20 protein-coding genes, 2 tRNA genes, 1 pseudogene and 2 riboswitches are annotated in these 26,553 nt (G+C 31.9%); of the genes and pseudogenes, 11 read left to right on the top strand and 12 right to left on the bottom strand.

Annotated features, from left to right (window positions below; all coding sequences use genetic code 11):
* Positions 1-204: 204 nt before the first annotated feature.
* The 4 genes and pseudogenes from CLORY_RS02290 (at position 205) to CLORY_RS02275 (ending at position 3,178) form a co-directional block, all read left to right on the top strand.
* Positions 205-882, top strand: coding sequence for a nucleotidyltransferase domain-containing protein (locus CLORY_RS02290; RefSeq protein ID WP_079421907.1), 678 nt, complete (start codon positions 205-207; stop codon positions 880-882).
* Between the two features lie 77 nt (positions 883-959).
* Positions 960-1,301, top strand: a pseudogene (locus CLORY_RS23645) (MBL fold metallo-hydrolase); the annotation flags it as partial.
* A gap of 119 nt (positions 1,302-1,420) precedes the next feature.
* Entirely contained in the window at positions 1,421-2,008 is a 588-nt protein-coding gene (locus CLORY_RS02280) for a GrpB family protein (RefSeq protein ID WP_079421906.1), read from the top strand.
* A 212-nt stretch (positions 2,009-2,220) separates the two neighbouring features.
* A riboswitch (ZMP/ZTP riboswitch) is annotated at positions 2,221-2,297 on the top strand.
* Between the two features lie 92 nt (positions 2,298-2,389).
* A riboswitch (THF riboswitch) is annotated at positions 2,390-2,511 on the top strand.
* 64 nt (positions 2,512-2,575) lie between these two features.
* Positions 2,576-3,178, top strand: a complete 603-nt coding sequence (locus tag CLORY_RS02275) for a folate family ECF transporter S component (RefSeq protein WP_079421905.1) — start codon at positions 2,576-2,578, stop codon at positions 3,176-3,178.
* Positions 3,179-3,468: 290 nt separating this feature from the next.
* Here the strand turns inward: CLORY_RS02275 and CLORY_RS02270 are convergent.
* Positions 3,469-3,542: transfer RNA gene (locus CLORY_RS02270), tRNA-Arg, on the bottom strand.
* Positions 3,543-3,971: 429 nt separating this feature from the next.
* Positions 3,972-6,488, bottom strand: coding sequence for a YhgE/Pip domain-containing protein (locus CLORY_RS02265; protein WP_079421904.1), 2,517 nt, complete (start codon positions 6,486-6,488; stop codon positions 3,972-3,974).
* 495 nt (positions 6,489-6,983) lie between these two features.
* Between CLORY_RS02265 and CLORY_RS02260 the strand changes: the two genes are divergently transcribed.
* On the top strand, positions 6,984-8,588 hold the full coding sequence (locus tag CLORY_RS02260; RefSeq protein WP_079421903.1) for an ABC1 kinase family protein: 1,605 nt from the start codon (positions 6,984-6,986) through the stop codon (positions 8,586-8,588).
* Positions 8,589-9,058: 470 nt separating this feature from the next.
* Here CLORY_RS02260 and CLORY_RS02255 read toward each other — a convergent pair whose 3' ends face one another.
* Together CLORY_RS02255 and CLORY_RS02250 are read right to left on the bottom strand one after the other, a co-directional pair.
* Positions 9,059-10,267, bottom strand: coding sequence for an NADP-dependent isocitrate dehydrogenase (locus CLORY_RS02255; RefSeq protein WP_079421902.1), 1,209 nt, complete (start codon positions 10,265-10,267; stop codon positions 9,059-9,061).
* Positions 10,268-10,471: 204 nt separating this feature from the next.
* A complete protein-coding gene (locus tag CLORY_RS02250; RefSeq protein WP_079421901.1) occupies positions 10,472-11,035 on the bottom strand; it encodes a TetR/AcrR family transcriptional regulator in 564 nt (187 codons plus the stop codon).
* A gap of 208 nt (positions 11,036-11,243) precedes the next feature.
* Here CLORY_RS02250 and CLORY_RS02245 point away from each other — a divergent pair, with 208 nt between their 5' ends.
* From CLORY_RS02245 to CLORY_RS02235, 3 genes are all read left to right on the top strand, one after another.
* The gene (locus tag CLORY_RS02245) at positions 11,244-12,134 is read left to right on the top strand and encodes a phosphatidylserine decarboxylase (RefSeq protein ID WP_079421900.1); all 891 of its coding nucleotides are present in this window, start codon (positions 11,244-11,246) and stop codon (positions 12,132-12,134) included.
* A gap of 353 nt (positions 12,135-12,487) precedes the next feature.
* Entirely contained in the window at positions 12,488-13,828 is a 1,341-nt protein-coding gene (gene gabT, locus CLORY_RS02240) for a 4-aminobutyrate--2-oxoglutarate transaminase (RefSeq protein ID WP_079421899.1), read from the top strand.
* A gap of 68 nt (positions 13,829-13,896) precedes the next feature.
* The gene (locus CLORY_RS02235) at positions 13,897-15,015 is read left to right on the top strand and encodes an iron-containing alcohol dehydrogenase (RefSeq protein WP_169911498.1); all 1,119 of its coding nucleotides are present in this window, start codon (positions 13,897-13,899) and stop codon (positions 15,013-15,015) included.
* A 95-nt stretch (positions 15,016-15,110) separates the two neighbouring features.
* Here the strand turns inward: CLORY_RS02235 and CLORY_RS02230 are convergent, their stop codons facing one another.
* Positions 15,111-16,214, bottom strand: a complete 1,104-nt coding sequence (locus tag CLORY_RS02230; protein WP_079421897.1) for a L,D-transpeptidase — start codon at positions 16,212-16,214, stop codon at positions 15,111-15,113.
* Between the two features lie 126 nt (positions 16,215-16,340).
* A tRNA-Arg gene (locus tag CLORY_RS02225) sits at positions 16,341-16,414 on the bottom strand.
* Positions 16,415-16,917: 503 nt separating this feature from the next.
* Between CLORY_RS02225 and CLORY_RS02220 the strand changes: the two genes are divergently transcribed.
* Together CLORY_RS02220 and CLORY_RS02215 are read left to right on the top strand one after the other, a co-directional pair.
* Complete coding sequence (locus CLORY_RS02220) at positions 16,918-17,832, top strand: ribonuclease Z (RefSeq protein WP_079421896.1); 915 nt, start codon at positions 16,918-16,920, stop codon at positions 17,830-17,832.
* A gap of 35 nt (positions 17,833-17,867) precedes the next feature.
* Complete coding sequence (locus tag CLORY_RS02215) at positions 17,868-18,062, top strand: DUF4250 domain-containing protein (protein WP_079421895.1); 195 nt, start codon at positions 17,868-17,870, stop codon at positions 18,060-18,062.
* Between the two features lie 81 nt (positions 18,063-18,143).
* On the opposite strand, the gene CLORY_RS02210 is transcribed toward CLORY_RS02215, so the two are convergent.
* Positions 18,144-18,860 carry a DUF2161 family putative PD-(D/E)XK-type phosphodiesterase gene (locus tag CLORY_RS02210; RefSeq protein WP_079421894.1) on the bottom strand — a complete coding sequence of 239 codons (717 nt, stop codon included), beginning with the start codon at positions 18,858-18,860 and terminating at the stop codon, positions 18,144-18,146.
* Positions 18,861-18,996: 136 nt separating this feature from the next.
* Between CLORY_RS02210 and CLORY_RS02205 the strand changes: the two genes are divergently transcribed.
* Positions 18,997-19,872 (top strand): DegV family protein, encoded by an 876-nt coding sequence (locus tag CLORY_RS02205; RefSeq protein WP_079421893.1) that lies wholly within the window; start codon positions 18,997-18,999, stop codon positions 19,870-19,872.
* 39 nt (positions 19,873-19,911) lie between these two features.
* On the opposite strand, the gene pepT is transcribed toward CLORY_RS02205, so the two are convergent.
* The 5 genes from pepT to CLORY_RS02180 all read right to left on the bottom strand — a co-directional run bounded on the left by pepT (position 19,912) and on the right by CLORY_RS02180 (position 26,247).
* Positions 19,912-21,144 carry a peptidase T gene (gene pepT / locus CLORY_RS02200; RefSeq protein WP_079421892.1) on the bottom strand — a complete coding sequence of 411 codons (1,233 nt, stop codon included), beginning with the start codon at positions 21,142-21,144 and terminating at the stop codon, positions 19,912-19,914.
* Positions 21,145-21,156: 12 nt separating this feature from the next.
* Positions 21,157-21,720: a winged helix-turn-helix domain-containing protein gene (locus CLORY_RS02195; protein WP_079421891.1), complete on the bottom strand. Its 564-nt coding sequence runs from the start codon at positions 21,718-21,720 to the stop codon at positions 21,157-21,159.
* A 2-nt stretch (positions 21,721-21,722) separates the two neighbouring features.
* The gene (locus CLORY_RS02190; protein ID WP_079421890.1) at positions 21,723-22,982 is read right to left on the bottom strand and encodes an MFS transporter; all 1,260 of its coding nucleotides are present in this window, start codon (positions 22,980-22,982) and stop codon (positions 21,723-21,725) included.
* A 251-nt stretch (positions 22,983-23,233) separates the two neighbouring features.
* A complete protein-coding gene (locus CLORY_RS02185; protein ID WP_079421889.1) occupies positions 23,234-25,120 on the bottom strand; it encodes an LTA synthase family protein in 1,887 nt (628 codons plus the stop codon).
* A gap of 170 nt (positions 25,121-25,290) precedes the next feature.
* Entirely contained in the window at positions 25,291-26,247 is a 957-nt protein-coding gene (locus CLORY_RS02180; RefSeq protein ID WP_079421888.1) for a 3'-5' exoribonuclease YhaM family protein, read from the bottom strand.
* Between the last annotated feature and the right edge of the window lie 306 nt (positions 26,248-26,553).

Raw genomic sequence — 26,553 nt, 5'->3', positions numbered from 1 at the left:
TTTCAATTTTTTTATAAACCATATCCAGTTTTTAAGCTTAACTTTCCATCTGTAAATGTGCAATGCCTATACCAATGGTAAACTACGCAATTTGTCTATAAATTGTGGTATAATTGTGATATAATGTCTTAAAAACAATTATATATCACAGTTAAACAAGAATTTAGAAGTTGGATTTATAAAGCCAATACGAAGGAGCAAAAAATGGATTTTGATATAAATACTTGGATGAAGACATACTTGAGGAAGCTTAAAACTCTGTTTGGCTCTCGTCTGCTATTTGTAGGACTGCAGGGAAGTTATGGTCGTGGCGAAGCAACAGTCAACAGCGATATTGATGCGGTTGTTATACTTGACCAAGCGGTTCCGCAAGATTTGAAAACATACAGCGCTATGCTTGACACACTTCTGAACCGAGAGAAAGTATGTGGATTTATCTCCGGTTCACAAGAGTTAATCAATTGGGAACGTTCCGATCTGTTTCAGTTCTATCATGATACCACGCCGATATTCGGCAGCATTGATTTTTTGCTGCCACTGATTGGCAAGGATGATATTCAACGCGCCGTCCGAATCGGAGCCTGCAATATCTACCACATGTGCGGTCACAACATGGTACACGAAAAAAGCGCCGAAATATTGAAAGCCCTTTATAAATCAGCTGCCTTCACCGTACAGGCAGTCTATTATGACCAAACAGGGACATACATAAAGCAAAAGGCCAAGCTTATTCCTGTGCTGCAGCCGCAGGAACGGGAAATTTTGCAAATCGGCATTATGCTCAGAAAACAGTTCAATATGGGGCAGGCTGAGTTTGATAGGCTATCTGAACTGTTGTTTAATTGGGCGTCAGGGTTGATTATCGAGTACAAAATCAATTGAGTAAGGAACCGAAATCACACGAGCATTTTAGAACTCAGATTATTTATACCCTAAACAGGTTAGAAAGGACGAGTCAAATGAAAGATTGGTTTACAATAAATCATATTGACGCAAATACGCATATTATTAGTGAATACCGGCATTGGGAGGAAACCCACATCTATCTTTTAAATGGTAAAGACCGCAGTCTTTTGATGAATTAATCTGGCTGAGCGGAGAATTTCCGCTGACTTTGGAACAAATCAAGGGAATGGTGGTAGACCGTTGCGATATGCCAAAAGGGTATAATGTTAACAATTATCATTTTTTCAGGGGGCCCCAACAAGGGTGCTGAAGGATAATGACATAATCAATCTCGGTGGACGTACTTGCGGGTACTGCATACACCCGGACATTCTCCGGGACATATGTGCTTTTATATCTAACTTATGTGCCTGCCGAAAAAGCAGATATTTAAAGGTAATTTCTATATTGAACATTGATATTAAATTTGATGATGTAAGTTTTTCGATAATCATATTTATGAGGAGGTAAGAATATGGGAAAGTCATTATCTGAAATGTCTTTAGAAGAGCTGTGGGAACTCTTTCCAATCATACTTAAAGAGCATAATCCGGCATATAAAAAATGGTATCTTGCAGAAAAAGAAAATATTATAGAAAACCTTGAAGGTATTGACATAGCTCGAATCAATCACATTGGCAGCACTTCGGTTCCGGGACTGATTGCAAAGCCTACAGTTGATATTTTGCTTGAAATTTACAGAGATTGTAATTTAGCTGAACTCGAAAGCAGACTGATGAATTTAGGATGGACACTGATGTTATCCATTGATAAACCTGATTTAAAGCTTGAATTCAATAAAGGTTACACGCCAAAAGGCTTTGCAGAAAAGGTATATCATCTTCATGTTCGCTATTATGCTAACTGGGACGAGTTATATTTTCGGGATTATCTGATTGCCCATAAGGAAGTGGCAAATGAATACGGAAAGTTAAAATTAAGTCTCTGGAAGCAATATGAACATAATCGTGATGGCTATACGGAAGCCAAAACTCAGTTCGTTCAAAAATATTCCGAAATAGCACATACGGAATTAGAAGATAAATACTTGCCAAGACCATAAGTTTAATGAGGAACAAAGAGTGCTATCATGTCAATAAATTTCTGAATATGAATATTCTCCTACAGTGAAGCTTTTGATCTTACTTGTTTTGCCATGAAGCATACTTCTTTTCCTTTAACTTATATATAGAAATCCGCCATATTTTTGTGATGGCTCTGTACATTTAATACAAGTTCCTTGACAAAAAGCTGTTTGAAGTTTATCATTTAATATAAGAGTCATATGACTGACGGATGTGGATTACCACAAGGGAGTATGACGGAAAAGGCCGACCGTCTGGGCAAACCACCCAGATAGTCGGTTTTTTGCATTATAAGCGGAAAGAAGAAAATCCGTCAGTTATTATTTGATTTCGTACTGTATTACAAATTTTTAAAAAATGGCAGAGTAGATAATTGTGGGTTATGTGCCCGAGAAACGGGGAGTTGATCTCGGGACGGAAACATTCGTCATAGTCGTAAACTAATACGAAAGTTGCCGTACAATTATCGCATCCCGCTGCTGCATATAGGAGTGATTCCTCCTTTATGTGGCATTGAGTCTTGCCATATTCAAGGAGGTTTTTTCATGTTTAAAAACAGCACTTATTCAATCTTCACACCAAAATACTGGATTATAGCTTGTTCCGAGTTTCGGAACTCACGCTCACTTGTTTTCGCAGGATTGACCATAGCTCTCAGTACAGTCTTGAGTTCGCTTTATATCCCGGTGGGCATAAACCTTCGTATTACCACCGCTTTTTTAGCGCTTGCTCTTGGTTCGATAATTTTCGGTCCCGTTGTCGGTTTATCCGCCGGATTGGCATACGATCTAATCGGCTACCTGTTTATCCCTGCCACTGTCTTTTTTCCGGGGTATACTTTGTCCTCCATGCTTGAATTTTTTATTTACGGGATATTTCTCTACCAGTGCAAAATTTCAGTGTTAAGAGTATTTCTTTGCAAATTGACCATCGATTTTGGCATTCATGTTGGATTAGGATGCCTTTGGAGCAGTATGCTATTGGGTAAAGGGTATTACTACTTTTTTATAAAAAGTCTTATAAAGAATGCAATTATGCTCCCAATTGAAGTTGTAATGCTTGTCGTAATGCTACAGATTTTCCTTCCTGTCCTTGCTCATCAAGGCATCATTCCAAAGCAAAATAGTAAATACATACCAATGATTTAATCATATCATTTACGTATGGTTTTGAAAGAAGGAACTTTTCATGAACAAAGACTACTATGAAATTGACTCTATTACTTCAGATGTCATCATTCTTTAAAAAGAGCCAATATAGCATATATAAATTTTATGAAAAGAAACTAGAACTTTTTCTGATTTGCTCTTTTGTTTTTTTATATCTCTCAAAAGAGGGTTACATCTATGAAAATCGGGAGTCTTGAATTTTTCATTCAAAACTCCCGCATAAACACTAACTTTATGGGCTATGTATCTATATTAGTCAAATGTTTCAATGTGCCTGAGAGGATTCGAACCTCCGGCACGTGGTTTAGGAAACCACTGCTCTATCCTGCTGAGCTACAAGCACATAATTACTATAATATTTTAAGACACTTTTCTTCTAAAGTCAAGAATAACATCGTTTAAATATATTGCGAACTAAGCAAGTAAATTAAATGAAGATAATATTAAGCAGTTAGATTATGCTTTAAACAGATAAGAGAAAAGAGTAAAGAGTAGAGAGAAAAGTGAAGGAAGAAATTCTGCTGTGCAGAATTTCAGAGAATTTAAATCTGATTATCGGCGATAACTTTTTAAAAACTAAGACTATACCTAGTATTACAAAAGGATTATCAAAATAATTAGGAGTCTCTATACAATCAAAATTCAGCATAGCTGAATTTTAACCTTCACTTTTCTCTTATCTCTTTTCTCTTTACTCTTAACTCTCATACCTATTTAATGCACTTTCTCTTAACTATTCCGTCTAGAGCATTTAGTTCGTAATATATTTATATTACGCAGCTCTTTCTCTTTCAACCTTCTTAATTAACCTTTCTGCTGGTATCTTAAACATTACTTGAAAAACAAGGAAAACTACCATAAATACGGCAAGTACTAAGTAATTTTGAAATAATGTAGGCCAATTTATACCAGCTATTACCTCTCTTGAGGCTGCTACTGTATAAGTAAAAGGCATAAGCGGATTCAATACCTTAAAAAATTTTGGTACTACTTCTAACGCAAAGGTTCCTGCACATGATGTTAATTGAAGTATAAGAAGTGCCAATGCTATTATTCTTCCACCGTCACCTAATAAGAATATTAAAGTCTGCACAATAGCCACAAACACCATTGCCATATAAATATTAGTTAGGTAATACATTCCTAAACTATATGGATGTAACCCTAATGATAACACTACAGTACTTACTACTAATGCTTGAAGAATTCCTAATAACGTAAATGTTATATATTTTCCAAATACTATAGAAACAGCACTTCCTTTTAAGTCATCATCCACATCATCTTTTATTACAAAGAACATCATTATAGCTCCGACCCATAGTGATAACGCTATAAAGTATGGTGCAAATCCCTTTCCATAGTTCGGTATAGGATTCAATGCTACTTTTTTCATATGAAGCGGATCTGATATAAATTTACTCATAACACTGCTACTATTAATTAGTTTACCATCAATTTTATTATACCCTTTTTCTAATTTATTATTTAATTTGCTAGAACCATCAGATAGATCATTTAAACCATTACTTAAGTCAGAGGATCCATCTTTCAATTTATCAAGCCCGGTTATTAATAACTTTGACCCACTGTTGAGTTTATCCGTTCCACTAGAAATAGTATCTATTCCTTTCGCCAATTTGCCTGAAGCACTATATATCTTGTTTGCACTACTCTTAACCTTAGGCATACTATTATCCAGTTTTAATAATCCGTTTTTAAAGTCCCCATTCATACCAATGTATAATTTATTGGAACCATCTTTTAAAGCAACAGCTCCTTTTATAGCTGGTTTAAGTCCTGCTGCTAATTTCACTGCTCCACTGGCATAATTGCTGGCTCCCGATGCATACTGTCCTGCTCCATTAGCAAATTTCGTGGCTCCTGCTGCATACTCACTAGCCCCTTTAGCATATTGCTCAACACCAGCTGTAAAATCTTTTGTACCAGTTTCAAGGGTCTTAATATATTTAGCTTCACTCGCTGCTCCATCCCTTAATTCATTAACTTTTTGTATCGTTTCCTTGCTGGAAGCATTTTCATTCACGGTCTTCAAAACTTGAATAAATTTCTGTATATTATCATCAGCAAAAACTAATTTATGACTCTGTAAGTATGGCATAAAGTAACTATTAACCGCATCGCTCAGTGTCTTTTGAGATTGCTGAACACTAGTTATATACTCATTAACACCATCTGAAACTTCAGATGCACCACCTGACAAAGCAGGTATCCCAATAGCAATCTTTTTAGCCCCTTGAGAAAGCTTTGTAGCCGCTTTCGTTAATTTATTTCCACTTTTCGTAAGCGTTAAAGCTCCATCGGAAAGGCCATTTTCTTTCATAACAGCCTCAGACAGACTATCTGATCCTTTTAATAGTTTGTCTGCACCGCCTCCAGCTTTATATAGTCCATCTGCTAAACTTGCAGAACCATCTTTTATCTTCTTCATCGCAGGTAATAACTGATTATTTAATCCACCATTTAAACTGGAGATTCCCTTACTTGCAGGAGTGAGAGCTAAATCCATGAATTGCTTTATTCCTGAGTTCAATTGCCATGCTCCTGATGCGGCTGTTCTGCTTCCATTGTTAAGTTTATCTATTCCATTCCCTAAATTTTTAGCGCCATCATCAGCATTTATGAGTCCTGAATTTAACTTGTCATCGCCGTCTTGGGCACTATTTATTCCATTCTTTAGTTTCTTACTCCCATTAGCAGCTGCTTTCATGCCATCCTTAACGTCGTAAAGACTATCAAAAGCTACTTTTGTATACTCTTTCGTTATTGTTTTTGCTACCTTTTTTTGAAGTTCTACCATAAGTTTACCATCTATTTGTGTTTGAATGAAATTCTTCTTCTGGTTTTCTACAAATGTGATTGTGGGGTGCTGAGGTTTTCCGTTTTTCGCGCTTACAACTTTTTCCGAGAAATTCTTTGGTATTACGAACATTCCATAATAGCTATTCTTCTCATTAACGCTCTTGTTGTAAACTCCTTCTTTTGCTTTTTCATAAGTTACAAATTTCCAGCCTAGATCATCATTCTTTTTTAGTTCCTTCACCATCTTTTCCCCATAGTTTACCTGTCCATCATTTTCTGTACCCTTATCCTCATTTACTACAGCTATTGGTACAGTTGAAAGTCTACTATATGGATCCCAAAATGCTGCTAGGTATAACAAGCTATATAATAGAGGTACTATGGTTATCGCAATTACTGAAACCATTACATATTTATTTTTGAACACACGTGACAAATCTCTTGCCGCAATTTTTAACGCATTCATTTTACTACCTCCTTCAACTTAATAAAATAATTAAACTTGCTACCTTTCACCCCCATATGTGAATTTGTACTGACTGGTCAGTTTATTTATACAACTTTTTGAAGTTTATGTCAATACATTCCTTATATTTAATTATTTTACTGTAAGAAATTTTGCGATCCTTAGTTTTTAATTTCTTATGAATACGGATTTTTATTTCTGTTTATGCTAAAATTAATATTAAAGATACTGTATATAAATAATTTTAGTGAGCTTATAAATAAGACTATAGTCGATATGAAACCCATAAATAGACATTTTGCTGACACTCTTGAAACTCTATTCAAAAAACGAAAAAGGATTTAGAATCTTTAACCTTAAGTGATGAATGCATAATTTCACATACACTATTTTCGCAAATCGCAAAAACATTTATGAAAAATAAAAAACAAAACTCTTCTATGGAAGAGTTAAGAGAATCTGACGGACAATAATATATAGTAGAGGTGAGTAATTATGCATTATAAAAACTCTTCCCAAAGATTCCGAGAAATAGTAAAAGTAATGGGTAAATATGGATTTGGTGTTCTAATAAACAAAAAATCAAACTTCAAAAGTTCTTCCGCCCAAAATTTAAGAAAGGCTTTTGAGGAACTTGGACCAACGTTTATTAAAATAGGTCAAATTCTAAGTACAAGACCAGACATATTACCAAATGAATATATAAAAGAACTTGCTCTGCTTCAGGACAATGTCGCTCCTGAAGCTTTTAATAGCATTAATGATACTTTTACAAAAAATTTCAATGCACCAATAACAAAGCTTTTTCTAGAATTTGATGAGAAACCATTTGCATCAGCCTCCATAGCTCAAGTCCATAAGGCTGTTTTAAAGGATTGCAGAAAGGTTATAGTTAAAATTCAACGTCCCTATATTTACGAAAAGATGAAGATGGATATCTCTATATTATATAAAATAATTAAATTAACAAGAGCTAAATTCTCTGATTTTCTTATAGACCCGAAAGATGCACTGGATGAAATACTTTCATCTACAGAATTAGAATTAAATTTTGAAAATGAAAAAAACAACATTCTAAAATTTCACAAATTAAATTTTTCTGAAGCAGACGTGTACGTTCCTTATGTTGTTGGTTCATTGTGTTCCGATAAAATAATAACAATGGAATTTATAACGGGCTGCAAAATTACAGACAAAAATTCTTTAGAAAAATCGAACATAGACTTAAATAAGTTAGGCGAAGCATTAACAAATTCATTTTTAAAACAAGTTTTTATTGACGGTTTCTTTCATGCCGATCCCCACCCAGGAAATATACTCATAAAAGATAATAAAATATGTTTTATAGACTTTGGAATAATGGGTTCTCTTTCTGACTCTATGAAGCTCGCCTTAAATGAAATGATTAAGGCAACAGTATATGAAGATAAAAACAAATTAATATCTGTACTTATGTCTATTGGAGTAAAAACTGGTTATGTTGACAGAAATCAGCTATATGAAGATGTAGACTATCTTTTTGCCAGTTATTTATCTACATCATTTAAAAACATCAGAGTCTCATTAGTCTTTCAAGACATAATAGATGTATCGAAAAGAAATAATATCAAAATTCCTAGGGAATTAGTTCTTCTTGCTAAATCAGCCGTTATATTTGAAGGCGTAATATCAGAAATATCTCCTGATATAAATATTATTTCTGTAGCCAAACCATTTGTCCTTGAAAACTTAAAGAAAGATAGCTTTAAAAATTTATCTTTTGAGAATACTTTCTTTAGTCTATTAGGCCTAGCAAAAAATTCATCACATATACCTTCAAAACTATTAGAGGTTCTAGATTCTCTTGCGAAGGGAAGGATTAAACTACAACTTGATCATAAGAACTTAAATGATGTCATTGCTCCATTAAATAAGATGGTAAATAGGCTGGCCGTTTCTCTTATTATTACTTCCATAATTATCGGTTCTTCTTTTTTATTGCAATATGAAACTAAAAGTTCGATACTAGGTATACCACTATTAGCCATGCTTGGTTACTGCTTAGGCGGAGTATTAACTATATGGTTATTAATCTCAATTTTTCGTTCAGGGAAATTATAAAAAATGGTTGCACCCTATGTCGGATAGTTCCGCTCGTTAAGCAATTTTACCGCATCTTTTAGGCAAATTTCCTAATGGCTCATAACTCGGCTACACCTCAAACAATTCGCCATCTTAACGGAAATTTGCGTAAAAGACACGGATAATTGCTAAACTCACTCCAAATGCCTCCGTCGGATGTAACCATTTTTAATGCCCTAACTCTTAATATTTACAAAATACTTTTATTTTATTAATTCTATTACCTTTCTATCTTAATTCACTAACTTCAAAATATATTACTGTCTCTTTTTAACTTCTTCGTAAACACGCTGTACCGTTTTTTTATTTAGCAACCACCTTTTCTCCTATTTAGTGGTGTATCTTAATCTTAATTAAAAATTATCCACAATTGGCAAAAGCATAAATTCTTAGAGACTAAAAAAATCGGCCAATGCCGATTTTTTACTTTATCAATACCTTAAAATGTTCTATATCATTTGATCTAACTTAGCCTTTATAGCTTCTAGGAATGTTCTTGTATTAACCGAATTAATATTTTCATTCTTTGAAATTAATGCAAGATCCTTAGTCATAGTTCCTTGTTCGATAGTCTCTATAGATGCTTTTTCAAGTTTTTCAGCAAATTCTATTAAATCCTTATTTCCATCCAGTTCGCCTCTCTTTTTAAGAGCCCCAGACCATGCAAATATAGTAGCCATAGAATTAGTTGATGTTTCTTCCCCTTTTAAATGCTTGTAGTAATGCCTCTGAACAGTTCCATGAGCAGCTTCATATTCATAATACCCTTCTGGTGACACTAGCACAGATGTCATCATTGCCAAACTTCCAAACGCAGTTGCTACCATATCAGACATAACATCACCATCATAGTTTTTGCATGCCCATATAATTCCGCCGCCTGATTTGACAACTCTTGCTATAGCATCATCAATAAGTGTATAAAAATACTCTATACCGGCTGCTTCAAATTTATCTTTATATTCTTTATCATAAATTTCCTGAAAAATATCTTTGAATCTATGATCATATATTTTTGATATAGTATCCTTAGTCGCAAACCAAAGATCCTGTCTTAAATCAAGAGCATAAGAAAAACATGAATGCGCAAAGCTCTCAATGGACTTATCAATATTATGCATACCAAGTACTACACCAGGATTTTTAAATTCATGTACAAGTTTTCTTGTTTCTTTACCGTCTACTGATGTAAATACCAATTCAACTTTACCAGGTTCCTCAACCTTATATTCAACATCTCTATATACGTCTCCATATGCATGCCTAGCCACAGTTATAGGTTTCTTCCAATTGCTTACAAGTGGTTCTATTCCTTTCACTATTATTGGAGTTCTAAACACTGTACCATCTAATATAGATCTTATAGTTCCATTAGGACTCTTCCACATGTTTTTCAAGTTATATTCTTTAACTCTAGCTGCATTTGGTGTTATTGTAGCACATTTTACACCTACACCATATTTTTTTATGGCCTCAGCTGCTTCTACTGTAACTTTATCGTCAGTTTTATCTCTGTTTTGTAGTCCTAAATCATAGTATTCTGTGTTAAGCTCTACATATGGTTCCAAAAGCAGCTCTTTAATCATCTTCCACATTATTCTGGTCATTTCGTCCCCATCCATCTCAACCAGTGGAATATCCATCTTTACTTTTTTCATCCTTTGCCCCCTATTTAATATTTTAATGTATTTTTATACTACAGACATTATAAAATATATGTTTCACACATTCAAGATATATAGATAGACAATTCTGCTTACTAACTCATAAGCTGCTGAACCTCACTGCGTAATTTTAAGTAAAATTGATTACTTATGTAGCAAAATTGTAATATACATTATTATGATGTACCTTCTGAATTTCTATGCCTTTATCCCATTCAGCATATATCCCATCAGTGTATCTATTATTTCATTTAGCTTTTTAGAACTATTTATTGTTTCATAAATTGCTGCAGCACAAACTGAACCAAAAAATGAGTAGGACATGATAGAACTTTCACCTTTCTTTACAGCACCTTTGTCCATAGCTTCTTGTAAATAGCCTTCTATTCTCTTTATATATTTTTTCAGCACTTCTCTAAGCATTGAGTGTCTCATTTCCTTACCCCAAAGTTGACTCATAACTACATTAAAAAACTCTCTATTTTGATATACTACTCCTAGTTGTACTTTACATACTATCCTAAGGCGCTCTGTTATATCTTCTTCATCCTTAATAGCTTCTTTGACAGCTTCAGATACAACCTCCATGCCTTGAGTAATAGTATAATTAAATATTTCCTCTTTGCTCTTAAAATGATAATATAATGTACCTTTTGCCACTCCAGCCTGTATAGCTATATTATCCATTGTTGCTCCTGAATATCCGTTATTTGAAAACTCTTTTATGGCTGCGTCAAAGATGGCTCTTTTTGTTTTGTTCATCAGTATCACTCCATAAAAATTTATAAATTATATCTAATTAATAATATACCATTTTTCATGATAAAACAATATTTTTTATTATAACCAGTATAAATTAATTAAATTTTCTGTATATTTATTTCTTGCTCATATTTTATAGTATAAACAAATACTTTTGATATAATAATTTTAGTGCATCATATACAGATTATACGAGGAGAAATATACTATGAAAAAATACTTTGACAGATCTAAAGGTACTTATGAGTTTGAGAAAGTTGCCGGAGGAATATATCTTAAATGGTTATACTCTTCACCAGTAGGGATGAACTTCCTAGAAGCATTTGTTAAAAAAAAGCTTTTTTCTTCACTGTACGGACTATATTGTGATTCAAGAATAAGTTCAAAAAAAATAAAAAAGTTTATAAATGATTTTGATATAGATATGTCTATATATAAAAATAAGGCTTGTAACTTTAAAACATTTAATGATTTTTTTATTAGAGAAGTAAATGAAGCATCCAGACCTATAGATACAGATATTCACCACTTCATAGCACCTTGCGAAGGCAGGCTTACTGCGTACACAAATATAGATATAGATAATTTAATACAAATTAAAGGTATTACCTATAAATTTAAAGATTTGATACCTGATAATAACTTGGCTGATTTATATATCAATGGTACTTGCCTTGTATTTAGGCTGTGCCCAACTGACTACCATAGATTTCATTTTGTAGATACTGGTACTTGTTCTGCTAATCATAAGATAAAAGGAACTTATTATTCAGTTAATCCTATTTCACTTGAAAATAAGGAAAATGTATTCTGTCAAAATAAACGTGAGTGGAGTATTTTCCATTCAGACAATTTTTCTGATATCTTATATGTAGAAATTGGTGCAACTTGTGTTGGAAGCATAATACAAACATACACTCCAAATATACATGTAAAAAAGGGCAGTGAAAAAGGTTTCTTTAAATTTGGAGGATCCACAGTAATGATTTTCCTAAAAAAAGATATTATAAAAATTGATGATGATATACTAAAACAAAGTTCTTTAAGCCTAGAAACTAAAATTAAGCTAGGAGAAAAAATCGCGGTTAAATTTATATAACCGTGTTTTTTATAATACATAAGAATATACCAATTAAAATCTCTTATTTGTATATATAACTCTATAAATACAGACTAAATTTCAGCATCACTGATTAGACCTTTCAAATACTTTCAGTTCATATTTTTTGATATTTTAATATAAAATAAACATTTCCAATGCATAAGTGTTAATTATAATGCACATTTTTTTCAATATTACAAAAATATCAATTTTCTTTTTTTTACAATGTTGTTTTCTTATTAAAATCATATAATTTAATTAATCCAACGGAAATACTTAAGTTATACATAAATGTACTTTTATGTATAATTTCACGATACAACTAAAATTTATAGCAATGGAGGGATAGAATGATTAAAGAAAATAATGCAAAAATTATTACAGATTCTTTACCTGGACCAAAATCACAAGTCCTTTTGCAAAAAAGAAATAGATACGTAGCTCGAGGAGTAAGTTACTCCACAGAGATATTCGCAGAGGAAGCAAAAGATGCACTAATCAAGGACATTGATGGTAATGTATTTGTAGATTTTGCTGCAGGTATAGGAGTTATAAATTCAGGTCATTGTGATAATGATGTAGTAAAAGCTATAAAAAAACAGGCTGAAAAATACATACATACTTCATTTAACGTATGTATGTATGAACCCTATGTAATATTAGCTGAACGATTATCTAATCTAATCCCTGGAGACTCTCCCAAAAAAGTAATGTTTGCTAATAGTGGTGCAGAGGCCGTTGAAAATGCGGTTAAAATTGCAAGAAAATATACAGGGAAATCTGGCGTCCTTTCATTAGAATCCTCTTTTCATGGTAGAACTTACATGACAATGACTCTAACAAGTAAAGTAAAACCTTATAAGGACGGTTTTGCTCCTTTTAATTCAGACACCTATAAAATCCCTAATGCCTATTGCTATAGATGTCCTTTAGGTTGTAAATATCCGAGCTGTGGACTAGCTTGTGCAGAAAGTTTTAGAACTATGCTTAAATCTAATCTTTCACCTGACATGATTGCTGTCTTGATAGCTGAGCCTGTCCAAGGTGAAGGCGGTTTTATTGTTCCTCCTAAAGAATACTTGCAGGTTCTTCAATCTATATGTAATGAAAATGGTATTGTTTTCGTTGTAGATGAAATTCAAACAGGTTTTTCAAGAACAGGTAAATTATTTGCGCACGAGCATTTCGATATAGAACCAGACTTAGTCACTGTTTCAAAATCGATAGCAGCTGGCCTTCCGCTAAGCGGAGTTATTGGAAAAGCTGAGATTATGGATACACCTATACCCGGGTCATTAGGAGGTACCTATGGCGGTAATCCTGTAGCTTGTGCAGCAGCCCTGAAGGTCTTAGATAAAATTCATGATCAAGATTTAAACTCTAAAGCAGAGCATATAGGCTCAAAGATATTAAATAAGCTTAATTCATTAAAAGATAGATACGATTTTGTTGGTGATGTTAGAGGACTTGGCGCTATGGTTGCCATTGAACTCGTTAAAGATAAATCTACCAAGGAGCCAGATAAAGAAAAAGTTAGCAGAATAATAGATTATTGTTATCGAAAAGGCGTAATTCTTCTTAATGCTGGAATTTATGGAAATGTAATAAGATTCTTACCTCCTTTAGTCATGACTGATGATCAATTAGAATATGGTCTTGACATATTGGAAACCGCATTTGCAGAAGCATAAACACTATAAAATTGTTATAATCCTATATTAATATATTAAGTTACCACTTATAAAGCGGGGGCATGAGTATGAGGTTATTTGAATTAAAAACAAGAATTTATAGATTCGTTTCCTTTGATGATTTCGTTCAATACTTCCAATTATCAAAAGATGATCTATTGATATCAAATAAATCTGTTTTTATTAACTATATAGACAACTTAAAGCTTCCTTCTGATTCGATCTTTCCAAGTGACTATGAACAACATAAAATTACAGATTTAGTAGTTGATAAAATTCTTAAAGATATTAATAAAAAACATTACAAAAGAATATTTGCTGTAGGTGAAGATACTGTAATTAACATAGGCAAAATTGCTGCACTAAGTAATATAACACATAGCAAAGATATTTTGGATAGTGATAGAGATTTTTCAAAGGATAAAACACTTGTACTAATTCCGACAACCTGCGGAATCGGTAATGAAGTTACTTGTTGTGCTTCAATTCAGATCGCTAAATCACATACAAAGTGTCAAACTTGTTTTGATTCGTTATATGGAGATTACGCAGTGTTGATACCCGAATTGTTGAAAGATTTGCCCTTTGATGCTTTTATTTCGAGCTCTATGGATTCATTAATTCATGCTGCCGAAATATTCATATCACCAGCTTCTAACTCTTATACAGATTTATACAGCCAGAATGCTATAGAAACAATATTGACTGGGTATATAAAACTTATTGAAAAAGGTATTGATTATTATCCAAACCTTTTAGAGGAATACCAGACAGCCAGTAATTACACTGGCATAGCCTCTGCTATAACCGGTAATAGCACTATAGATGCCCTTTCCTATATGTTAAGTGGCAAATATAACATACCTAATGGTTACGCAAACTACACCTTCTTTATAGAAGTGTTTAAAAAATATACTAGGGAAAACCCCTATGGAAAAATTAAGTATTTTAATAATATAGTAAGTGACATTTTTAATATAAAAAACGATAGTAATCTTTATGATGAATTTCAAGATGCTCTTATGGAGATTATTGAAAAAAAGCCTGGCAGCGGTTATGGCATGACTTATTCAGATATTGAGGCTTTTTCCAAGAGTATTGTTGATAGACAGCATAATCTGTTGTCTAATAGTTACGTCCCTCTATCCTATAAGGATATATTAGATATATATAAAAATATTTATTAAAGCCCCAAACTTGACCCCTAGTGGTGCCCTCCGCTAGAGGTTCTTTTTATACCGGCGGTGGCATTTTACAGCCGACAGATGTCTCTAACCATTCTTTATTTAACTATTACTTTGGTATATGTTGGTATATTGTCAAATATCCACTTGGCTTCAGATACTCTTAATCTTACACAACCATGTGAAGCAGCTTGGCCTAAAGTATAGTCTGTTATATTTTGTTTTTTGTCCATAGGAAGTGAGTGAAATAGGTATGAGTTATTAAATCTAACCCAATATTTGGCTCCTTCTTTATACTTCTCACTAAAAAACCAAGTTCCTTTATCTTTTATACTAAAAGTTCCTTTAGGAGTATCATAACCTCTAATTCCTGTGGAAGACTGAAATAATTTTTTTAGTTGCCATCCATTGTCTTTTTTATAAAATATTTCAGTAAGCTGGTGTTCTAAATCAACTATAATCAAATAATTAGTAATGCTGCTTATATTTTGATTATTTATTCTGTTTTTTTCTTGTATAACAGTACCATTAAATTCTGATATTTCATCTTTCTTGCTTGTTACATACTTTTTATTAAGATATTTAGAATTCAGCTCTAATATACTCAGTGCACTTTTAGTATCCATTTTAGTCAAATACTCGTCTATTTTCTTATCTGTATAATTAGTAAAGCTATTTTTTATCTTACCTTCTAAGGTCTTTTTCTTGTTTTCTAATTGTTTATTCGAATTCTTAAACTCTAATAAATTATCAAGTGCATTTAGATACTCACCTTTTTTATACAATTCTTTTGATAATAAAATCGTCTTCCTATCATTGTTTAAATTATCTATATAACTCCTGATACCACTTATGTACTTTTTATCAGTAAAATCAAATTTGTCCAAATATGATATACTTTCAGCTGCATCAGTATATAATACCTTTCCATCATAAAAATCCTTTTTCAGAGTATCTAAATTCTTTTTAACTATATAAGTTTCTGTATTTTTAATCTTCAAACTGTTATGAAAAAACACATCTTTATCCATAGATTTGTATATAACATTAGCTCTTTTGTAATTCTTTTCCTTCAAGGCTTTATCTAATTCTGTTCTTAATGATAATGCTTGTACAAATTTGTCACACAAAAATCCAGCACCTATAAATGCCATAATTAATACAATCAATCCAATACATATTCTTTTTCTACTCTTTTTCATTTTATCATTCCTCTTTAAATTAAGAAACAAATTTCTCTTTTTAAAAATCTGCTAGTAATATAAGAATTCTAAGATCGAAGTGAAAAATTTCAGATATAAAAAAAAGCTAATAAATAGCATTTGAAATGCGGATGACAGGAATCGAACCTGCAGCGCCTCGGTTCGTAGCCGAGTCCTCTATCCAATTGAGGTACATCCGCATATGTGACATAACTATATTAGCATAAAGAATTATTAAAATCAATTTTTTTTAGTATTTATCGTACTTATATTTCTATAGTCATAACACTTAGGTTATAATATAAATATAAGACGAACTAAATGCACAGGACGGAATAGTTAAGAGAAAGTGCATTAAATAGGTATGGGAGTTAAGAGTAAAGAGAAAAGAGATAAGAGAAAAGTGAAGGTTAAAATTCAGCTATGCTGAATTTTGATTGTATAGATAGTTCTAATTATTTTAATAATACTTTTGGAATATTAGGTATTATCTTAGTTTTTAAAAAGTTATCGCTGATAATCAGATTTAAATTCTCAGAAATTCTGTACAACAGAATTTCTTCCTTCACTTTTCTCTCTACTCTTTACTCTTTTCTCTTACCTATTTAAAGCATGCACTAACTACTAAATATTATCTCCTTTTAATCCACTTTCTTGGTTCGCAATTTATTTATATTATAAATTATACGAAAGGTTCTAATTTATGCTTGATATATGTCTTTTAGGTTGTGGTGGAAGCCTTCCTGTTCCGGAAAGGAATCTAACATCATTACTTTTAAATTATAATGGTAAAAAAATTTTAATTGATTGCGGAGAAGGTACCCAAGTTTCAATGAAAATCCTAGGTTGGGGTTTTAAAACTATAGATATAATTTGTTTTACCCATGCTCATGCTGATCATGTTATTGGACTTCCTGGTATCTTATTGACAATAGCAAACTCAGGAAGAGAAACGCCTTTGACCATAATAGGTCCTCCAGGATTTTCATCTATTCTTAATGGATTGATGGTTGTCTGCAGAAACCTTCCTTTTAAAATTAATTATATTGAAGGTTCTCTTGACGGCAGTCCAGTAATAGATACTTCAGATTTAACCATAAGGTCATTAGAATTAGATCATCTAATTTCCTGTATAGGCTATTCGGTTGAAATTAAAAGGTTTCCTAAATTTAATGCAGACAAAGCCAAATCGTTAAACATACCTGTAAAATTCTGGAGCATACTTCAAAAAGGCCAGTCTATAGAATTTGATGGTAATACCTATACTCCTAATTTAGTTCTTAGTGAACAGCGTAAGGGTATAAAAGTAAGTTACTTTACTGATACAAGACCTATAGATACAATTATTGACTTCGTCAAAGAAAGTGATTTACTAATAGCTGAAGGAATGTATGGAGATAATGATGAGCTGCCAAAAGCAGTCAAAAATAAACATATGCTCTTCAGTGAAGCTGCTAATATCGCTGCAAAAGCCAATGTAAGAGAACTGTGGCTTACTCACTTTAGTCCTTCACTTACAAAACCTGAAGATTACTTTCAAAGTGCCCACGAAATATTTAGTAATACTAAATTAGGCTTTGATAGGATTAAAACAAGTTTAAATTTTTCTAATGACTAATACTTAACATATGAAAGGTGGTTTATTTCGTACCAATGGACAATGAACAATTATTGCAAATGGATGCAGCTATACTTCTTAGCATGGTTAATATGAAACTTAGAGACTATTACTCATCTTTAGACTCCTATTGTGACGATGCTAATATAGATATCGATATTTTAATAAACAAATTAGATACCATAGGTTATATCTATGATCCAGAACTGAATAAATTTATATATAAATAAATTTAAAATACCACACTTATTAAATAATTCATATAAAATTATTGAGTAGGGAGAACCCTTTTATGATATATGGTTTTCTCTTTACTCTTTTTCTTCAAAATACCTTATAACTTCACTATATTCCTCCATTGCTTTTTTACCTTCATCTGTAAGATTATAAATACCTCTATCTTCCTTTAAAAACCATCCATAATGGTTTTGATATAAAATACTTGTAGTTTTTTTTTCATTTGTTCCAAGTGCTCTTAAATTCTTAGGAGAGCTTGGACCATTTTTGCTTATACAATAAGCTATATACAAGGCATCTTCTCTATATGCTGTTAATAATTTTTTACCTTTACTTCCGCCTTTGTTTAAATCAACATGTCTACCTTGTATCTCACTAAGTATTTTCTTTCTAACTTTTTTATTACGCTGTATGCTCTTGTTTCTATCAAAAAAGTCAGGCTGCAAAACCACTTCAACTGAAAATTTCCTTCTGCTAATATTTATAAATATCAGTCCTAATTCTAATCTTCTTAATAACCCAAATATATCTTTCCATTTAAAATCCATTTTCAATTTTTTAGGTTTAGGCACGGCCACATACACTAAATCAGCAGCCTTCTGCCTTTTAACAGCTTGTGCCAATAAATAAACACTTAAATTTTTCTTTAGTTCAATAACTATGAGATTGCCGTCTTTTAATGCCGTAACATCACAATCATTTACCTCTGCATTAACTTCATATCCCATCGATTCAAAATAACTTTTTATTGGTTCATATAATTGTTCCTCTTTAATATCTTCTTTATTCATTTTGTTAATCCCTCATTTTTAATTACCTATTTATTTATATCAATTTTGATATTATGCTATAATTATACCTATAATAATATCATGTTCTTTATAAGTTTATAAATAGTGTTCAATATTTTTAGAGGAGAGTCTATTCATGAAAATTTTATTAGTTACAGATTCCTGTTCAGACTTACCAATAGAATATGCCTCAAAAAATAATATATTGGTAATGCCTTTTACTTATCATTTTAAAGGTAAGGATTTTGAGGATGACTTTGGAAAAAGTATTAGCTACAATGATTTTTATAAAGCCGTACGTGAAGGTGAGCTGCCCTCAACTTCACAGATAAACGTGTATAGGTTTACAGAAACATTTAAAAAATATATTATTGAAGGTTATTCCATCGTCTATATTGCTTTCTCATCCGCATTAAGCGGTACCTATAACAATGCATTATTAGCTAGAGAAGATATTATGTCAGAATATCCTGAAGCTGATATTACTGTCATAGATTCAAAATGCGCATCCATGGGACAGGGACTTTTAGTATATTATGCAAATGAACATATAAAAAACGGTATGTCTAAAGTTGATTTAGTAAATTGGTTAGAGACAAAAAAATTGTATTTTTCACATTGGTTTACCGTAGATGACCTCCATCATTTAAAAAGAGGAGGTAGAATTTCAGCTACAAGTGCAGTAATTGGTTCGCTGCTTGACATCAAACCTGTATTATATGTGGACAGTCTTGGCAGGCTTATTCCTGTAAGCAAAGTCAAGGGAAGAAAAAAATCCATAAAAACACTTTTACAAAAGATAAAAACAGATATTGATGATTCAAAGGATCAGGTAGTTTTTATAAGTCACGGTGACTGTTATAATGAAGTTAAGCTGCTAGCTGATTCAATAAAAGCTGAAGTTCCATGTATAAAAAAAATAATTATTAATACTATAGGTCCTGTAGTAGGTTCTCACTCTGGCCCAGGCACCATTGCTTTATTTTTTATTTCAAAAGAATCTAGAGAATAAGAAAAGTGCTGTGCATAAAAATGACACAGCACTTTAAAACTATTTATTTACATAAAGCTGAGCTATTTTAACAATAACTTCTACAGCCTTCTCCATAGGTTTTATAGGTATATACTCATATCTTCCATGGAAGTTCTCTCCACCTGTGAATATGTTAGGTGTTGGAAGACCTAGAAATGATAGTCTTGCTCCATCTGTACCTCCTCTTATAGGTCTTACAACTGGCTCAAGTCCAACACTCTTTATGGCTTCATATCCTAAATCAACTACATATTTTGCTTTGTCTATTTTTTCCTTCATATTGTAATACTGATCCTTTACTTCAACTACTACAGTACCTTCACCATACATCTGATTAAGTTCATTCTCAATATACTTCATGAACTCTTTTCTTTTCTCAAATCTTTCCCTGTCAAAATCCCTTATTATATAATGCAGTACAGTCTGTTCTACATCACCTTGCATATTATTAAGATGATAAAATCCTTCATATCCTGATGTCCTTTCTGGAACCTCATTCACTGGCATTCTTCCAATAAAATCATTAGCAATAGCAATTGAATTTTTCATCTTTCCTAATGCATAACCAGGATGTACATTTCTTCCATGTATTGTCACTTTCGCTCCTGCCGCATTAAAATTTTCATACTCAAATTCTCCTACTCTGCCGCCGTCCATCGTATACGCAGCATCAGCACCGAATTTCTCAACATCAAAAAAGTCTGCTCCTCTTCCAACTTCTTCATCTGGAGTAAATCCTATTTTTATAGTACCATGTTTTATTTCTGGATGTTGTATAAGGTATTCCATTGCAGTCATTATTTCTGCTACGCCAGCTTTATCATCAGCACCTAAAAGAGTAGTTCCATCAGAAGTTATGATATCTTCTCCTATATATTGCTTAATTTCTGGGAAATCTTCTGTTTTAAGAACTATGTTCTTCTCCTTATTTAAAACTATATCCTGTCCATTATAATTTTTAACTATTTGAGGTTTTACTTCCTTCCCAGACATATCTGGAGAAGTATCCATGTGTGCTATGAAACCTACAACAGGAACCTTCTTATCAATATTTGAAGGTAGTTCAGCCATAAGGTAACCATTATCATCTAGTGATACATTTTTAAGTCCCATTGCTTCAATTTCTTCCTTGAGAGCCTTTGCTAATACTAACTGCTTTTTAGTACTTGGAAAAGTAGTTAGACTTGCCTCCTCATCTGATTGAGTGTCAAACTTTACATACTTTAGAAATTTCTCTATTACAGTTGTCATAATATTCTCCTTTTACTTTTTTATAAATGAAATAAAAAATTGATATTCCTCTTTTTCACCATTTCTATTTTCGTCGTTTTTATCTAAAAAATCATTAATATAGTCTTTTAATTTTTTAGCCTCATCCTTCGTTAAATATATATTGGACAAAGTAACAGTGCCCATGTCATTATTAAGTGTATTTTTATTAGTTTTATTTTTAAACATTTTAACTGTTTCATTGTAACTTATCTTATACATATTCGATATTATCATTTCATTCTGAGAAAAATTTTCTTTATTTAAAGGGCCATTTTTTCTATCATGTGAAATAGTAAAACTTTTTGCTGTAAGTTCGTAATACTTGGCTATAATGCCATTTATGTCCTTCGTATAAACTAACTTCAGTATACCTAATTTCTCCAATTTTTTTACATGATAATAAACTTTAGCTGGTACCTCTTCTAGTTTATCAGCTACCTGCTTTACTGTTGCTGGCTCTCCAAATTTATCAAAACATGATATTATCCTATATTTATATGGATCTGATGCAGCTTTAATTTCTTCCTCAGTATTTAAGATTCTTATTTCATCCAAAATTATTCTCCCTTTACTTCATTAATACTTCCCCTATGAAAATATAAATACATAGAAGTAATTAGCATCAACAATGCCATTAACAGAAACAGTATCTGCATTGCAATGTACTGGCTTACAACTCCTCCAAAAGCTGAGCCCAATGGCAATGAACCACAGCTTATCATACTAAGTACTGAATTTACTCTTCCCATCATATTCTTAGGTGTACTTTTAACTATAAGTGTGCTCACTGGAGCTTCAATACATACTACTAATATTCCTATAATAAAATACACAAAAATGGATATTGCTATTGAAATCACCTTAGATTTAAATAAATTTCCTGGTAAGAAAAGCATGGCGTAGGCAATTGCAAATATCATAAATCCAACTGAAATTATTGAACTAAGTTTAAATCTATTACCTGCCCTTCCTAATACCATGCCTCCCACTATAACCCCAGCGGATGCTGCTACACTCATTAAGCTTAAAATCTGAGCCCCAGACCTTAATATTTCTTTTGTATAAGCAGGCAGCAATACATTTATAGGTGAAAGACAAAAGTTAACAATAGCAAATGTAATTACCACTATTCTTATAATATCACTTTTTAATACAAAATTGAAACCATCTTTTATATCCTTAAAATATTCTTCAATTTTTCCTGTGTTTTTTGTTAATACTTCTCCTTTAACCACAGTAAATGAGATTATAGCTGCAGCCGCAAAAAATGTTGCCCCGTCTATAAGTATAGTGCCATATACTCCTATTAACGCAATGATTGTTCCAGCTGCCAATGAGCCTAGAAGCTCTGCAAAGGAATACACAGATTTAGAATATGCATTTGCAGATAAGAAATATTCTTCTGATACAAGAAGCGGAACTAATGAACCCATAGCCGGCGTTGTAAGTGTCTCAAACGTTGAGTTTATAAAAGTCAATATAAAAAGATGCCAAGGTCTAAGAATACCTAAATATAACATTACAGCCGTAATTGAAACCATTATTCCTCTGCCAATTAGTCCTATAAGTATTAACTTCTTTTTACTAAATTTATCAGAAATAACTCCTGATATAGGTGAAAAAATCAAGTTAGGTATTGCGTTAACGGCCATAATTGAACCCAGTAATAACTTAGACCCAGTCAATTGATAAACCATCCAAGAATAGGCTATAGCATCAATAGAATCTCCGAATCTCGAAATAGTATTAGCTACCATAAGTATCATAAAACTCCTAAATTTTCCTAAGTTTTTTACAGAAATTTTTTTATCATTCATTTAAATCACACCTTAAAATTATTTTGTCATTAAAATAATTTTAATGCTAAAATAATTTTAATGCAATATATTTATTATTATTTTCTAATTTTTAGAAGAAATAAACATTGTTGATAGTATCAAAATGTATGTGCGTGGTTTATTTCGGGCTTAGTTTTATTTTGTACAGCTATAAATATATTTAGCGCCACATTTTCCTAAAAAGTAAAAAAAGTGAATGCAACGTTAGCATTCACTCAAAATTATTACTTTTATTTAGTTTGACTGTTATTCTCACTGTTAAACTCTTTCAGCAGGTCTTTATTTAAAATATCATCAGAATATTCTAATTGCTGCTGTCTTCTATTCTTCTCTTCCAGCACAGCTTTTGTTGGTTTAATTTCTTCATCTGTTTTTATATCATAATACTTATCTATCGTAGATACATAGAATACCTTACCATCAGTAAATGACCCATTTCTAAAGGTTACATTACCTTGTTTCGAATTCAACATATCCTTTCCCATTGTGTACGGTGCCTTTAAACCAAACATATTTGCTATAGTAGGATAAGTGTCCATTTCACCACTATATAAATGATTTACTCCTTTGTACTTATTTTTAGGGAAATGTATCATGAATGGTACTTTCTGATATTTTTTATACCAAGTATAATCATTCTGATTTTCTTCTCCAACTAACTTATATAACAAACTCTTATCACTTTGCGGTATAGCGGAATGATCTCCATACATAAGTAATATAGAATTATCTAATATTCCCTTGTCCTCTAATCCCTTAAAGAAAGTTCCCAGCTGTTCATCAGTATAATGTATAGCTTTTAAATAATTTCCAACATCAGTACCTTCATATCCTGTTACATCAAAATCAGTCTTAGCAGCAGCTGCTCTATACGGAAAATGACTTGATAAAGTAATGACGAAACTGTAATAAGGTTTCTGAAGTGTCTGCAACTTGTCCAATGTCTGAGGCAGAAAAGTTCTATCACTAATTCCCATACCTACAATTTCATCTGCATTAAGCTCCTCTTTACTGTAAAAATGGTAAAATCCCTCTGTATTATACATTATATTCCTATTCCAAAATATTCTCCTGTTACCATGAAAAACTGAAGTATAGTATTTTTTTTCTTTGAGCTTTTCTCCAAGAGAATCTAAATCATTCTTAGCATATATACTATATGCTGCACCGGTAGCTGCCGGGTATAGAGAGTTATTTGTCATAAATTCGGCATCAGAAGTATTTCCTGCTGCAACCTGATAATAGAAATTATCAAAATACATACATTTCTTTAAGAATCTATTTAAATTAGGTGTAATCTCCTGTCCATTCACTTTTCTATTTATTACAAACTGCTGTAGTGATTCTATTTGGAGTATTATTAAGTTTTTCCCTTCACCAATATTAGCAAATTTATTGCCTTGTTTCTTATTGGATAAAAGTACTTTCTCTATTTTCTTCTTCTTCTCCTCAGGAAGTTTTTGGGACTTTCTTATTTCAGTAGCTATTACATTGTATATATCAACTCCATGATAGCCTATGTTACCTATACACCTAGCAATATAACTTTTGTTTCTTAAACTTGATAAAAGTCCTGGCTGTTCTAGTGCTAAAGCCCTTACACCGATGAACTGTACAACTACTCCAAGAACAAATAATGTTGAAAATGCTATTATTCTCTTTTTTAGTACTGCTAAATCAGGTTTTCGATTTCTAAAGTAAATCATTACAGGTATTAACAAAACTACATCTGTTAAAAATAGGAAATCACTAAACCTTAATAGATTACCAACACTGTCTCCTACTTCTCCTACTTCTCCTAAATTTCTTATACAATTAATAGATATCAGATCCTTAAAGAATCTGTAATAAGTAAGATCTGCAACTATAACAAAACTCACCAAAAAATCCATTGCATAAAGAAATTTAATTCTTCCTTTTGTCTTAAACAATAGTGATATACTTATCATTATAAATAAAGATGCTAACAGAGAATATTTTACAGAAGGACTCACATAATTACCAGCTAGTATTTTTATGAAGATCATGGACTTAGTAAAAACTAAAAATAAAAAAATAAATACATCTACATAGTTTTTAAGTGCATACTCCACTTTTTCTCTTATCTGTGACCTCATTACTACTTTCTCCTTTTCCCTTTACTTTTTAATACCATAAATACAGTATAGGAATTATTAGTTGCTGTTGCAAGTATCATTCCACATTAAGCTAATTAATATAACGCTAACTATGCATATTTTTCTTCATACTATTAATAAATTAGAAATTAATAACTCAATTATGGTTTTTAATCTTCATCATATATAGGTTTATAAACTCTTCTACTTTCTAAAGACCAGATTCTATCAGAAAATTCTCCTGGATGTATATCTCTTTTAGCTTTGTTCATATCGAACATCCTAGCATCTATAATATCCAAATAATGAAGCATCTCTGCTTCTGGTATCATTGGTTTAACAGGACTTCCATACTCGGGTTCATAATGATGTGACAGTATCATATGCTCAAGCAACATAGTTATTTCTTTATCAGCACCTATTTTTTTAGCTGCCACCTCAATATTTTTAACACCCTGCGTTATATGTCCAAGCAGTGTACCCTCTACTGTATAATCGCTTACTATTCCAAGTTCACTTGCATCCATTTCATCCATCTTAGCTAGATCATGCAATATTACACCTGCATATAACAAGTCAGTATTCAAAGAAGTATATATTGAGGCTAATTTTTCCCCTGCTTTCAACATAGTTGTAACATGATATAATAGTCCAGATCTTATAGAATGATGATTCTTCTTAGCTGCAGGAAAATGCATTATTTTATCTTTATAATTATCCAAAACTTCATTTACTATACCTTGTATATCCTGATTTTTGATCATACCTATATATTGATTTACTTGATTATACATATCTTCTGCTGAAAATGGTGCAGCAGCGACAAACTCTGAAATATCTAAATTATCCTCTGTTTCAGACTTTCTTATTTTCTCAATTTTAAGCTGAAGAGAATTCTGCCATGACAGAATAGTACCTCTAACCTTAACAATCATATTAGCTTGAAATAACTTTTCATTATCTTCATTACATTCCCAAAGCTTAGCGTTTATTTCTCCAGTTTTATCTCCTAAGGTAAAATCCAAGTATTTCTTATTATTACTATTGGTGGTTTTGCAATCTACTGATTTAATTAAGTAGAAGCCCTCTATTTTCTTGCCTGCTTCAAATTGATTTACTGTTATCATCTATACTAAACTCCTTTCAAACAAAAGCTAGAATATATGCTTAATAAATATTCTAAACTTAATCTATAAAAGCACACTCAGCAAATTAAATTTGCGCATGCTTTTCATTGTTTCCACTTTAACAAATAATTGTACATATAAACTATCAGCTAAGTTAGAAAACCTATATTATAATAATATTACCGTTATCCAGTTAATTATATCACAAATAAAATATTATACTAAAAAACATAATTTTAAGCTATAATAAATTCATGAAATATTTATATTTTTTCCTTAAAACAAAATAATTATATAATTCACTAA

The sequence above is a fragment of the Clostridium oryzae genome, assembly GCF_002029235.1.
Classification (GTDB): domain Bacteria; phylum Bacillota; class Clostridia; order Clostridiales; family Clostridiaceae; genus Clostridium_AE; species Clostridium_AE oryzae.
The sequence above is the reverse complement of the archived record's forward strand: the minus strand, read 5'-3'. Positions and strand labels throughout refer to the sequence as shown.

Bases quoted from the DNA above. Each gene is read 5' to 3' on its own strand.
- CLORY_RS02220 (WP_079421896.1), top strand. From the start codon at position 16,918: ATGCTTGATATATGTCTTTTAGGTTGTGGTGGAAGCCTTCCTGTTCCG.
- CLORY_RS02215 (WP_079421895.1), top strand. From the start codon at position 17,868: ATGGACAATGAACAATTATTGCAAATGGATGCAGCTATACTTCTTAGC.
- CLORY_RS02180 (WP_079421888.1), bottom strand. From the start codon at position 26,247: ATGATAACAGTAAATCAATTTGAAGCAGGCAAGAAAATAGAGGGCTTC.
- CLORY_RS02210 (WP_079421894.1), bottom strand. From the start codon at position 18,860: ATGAATAAAGAAGATATTAAAGAGGAACAATTATATGAACCAATAAAA.
- CLORY_RS02245 (WP_079421900.1), top strand. From the start codon at position 11,244: ATGAAAAAATACTTTGACAGATCTAAAGGTACTTATGAGTTTGAGAAA.
- CLORY_RS02290 (WP_079421907.1), top strand. From the start codon at position 205: ATGGATTTTGATATAAATACTTGGATGAAGACATACTTGAGGAAGCTT.
- pepT (WP_079421892.1), bottom strand. From the start codon at position 21,144: ATGACAACTGTAATAGAGAAATTTCTAAAGTATGTAAAGTTTGACACT.
- CLORY_RS02250 (WP_079421901.1), bottom strand. From the start codon at position 11,035: ATGAACAAAACAAAAAGAGCCATCTTTGACGCAGCCATAAAAGAGTTT.
- CLORY_RS02265 (WP_079421904.1), bottom strand. From the start codon at position 6,488: ATGAATGCGTTAAAAATTGCGGCAAGAGATTTGTCACGTGTGTTCAAA.
- CLORY_RS02185 (WP_079421889.1), bottom strand. From the start codon at position 25,120: ATGAGGTCACAGATAAGAGAAAAAGTGGAGTATGCACTTAAAAACTAT.
- CLORY_RS02235 (WP_169911498.1), top strand. From the start codon at position 13,897: ATGAGGTTATTTGAATTAAAAACAAGAATTTATAGATTCGTTTCCTTT.
- CLORY_RS02275 (WP_079421905.1), top strand. From the start codon at position 2,576: ATGTTTAAAAACAGCACTTATTCAATCTTCACACCAAAATACTGGATT.
- CLORY_RS02230 (WP_079421897.1), bottom strand. From the start codon at position 16,214: ATGAAAAAGAGTAGAAAAAGAATATGTATTGGATTGATTGTATTAATT.
- CLORY_RS02260 (WP_079421903.1), top strand. From the start codon at position 6,984: ATGCATTATAAAAACTCTTCCCAAAGATTCCGAGAAATAGTAAAAGTA.
- CLORY_RS02190 (WP_079421890.1), bottom strand. From the start codon at position 22,982: ATGAATGATAAAAAAATTTCTGTAAAAAACTTAGGAAAATTTAGGAGT.
- CLORY_RS02280 (WP_079421906.1), top strand. From the start codon at position 1,421: ATGGGAAAGTCATTATCTGAAATGTCTTTAGAAGAGCTGTGGGAACTC.
- CLORY_RS02255 (WP_079421902.1), bottom strand. From the start codon at position 10,267: ATGAAAAAAGTAAAGATGGATATTCCACTGGTTGAGATGGATGGGGAC.
- CLORY_RS02205 (WP_079421893.1), top strand. From the start codon at position 18,997: ATGAAAATTTTATTAGTTACAGATTCCTGTTCAGACTTACCAATAGAA.
- gabT (WP_079421899.1), top strand. From the start codon at position 12,488: ATGATTAAAGAAAATAATGCAAAAATTATTACAGATTCTTTACCTGGA.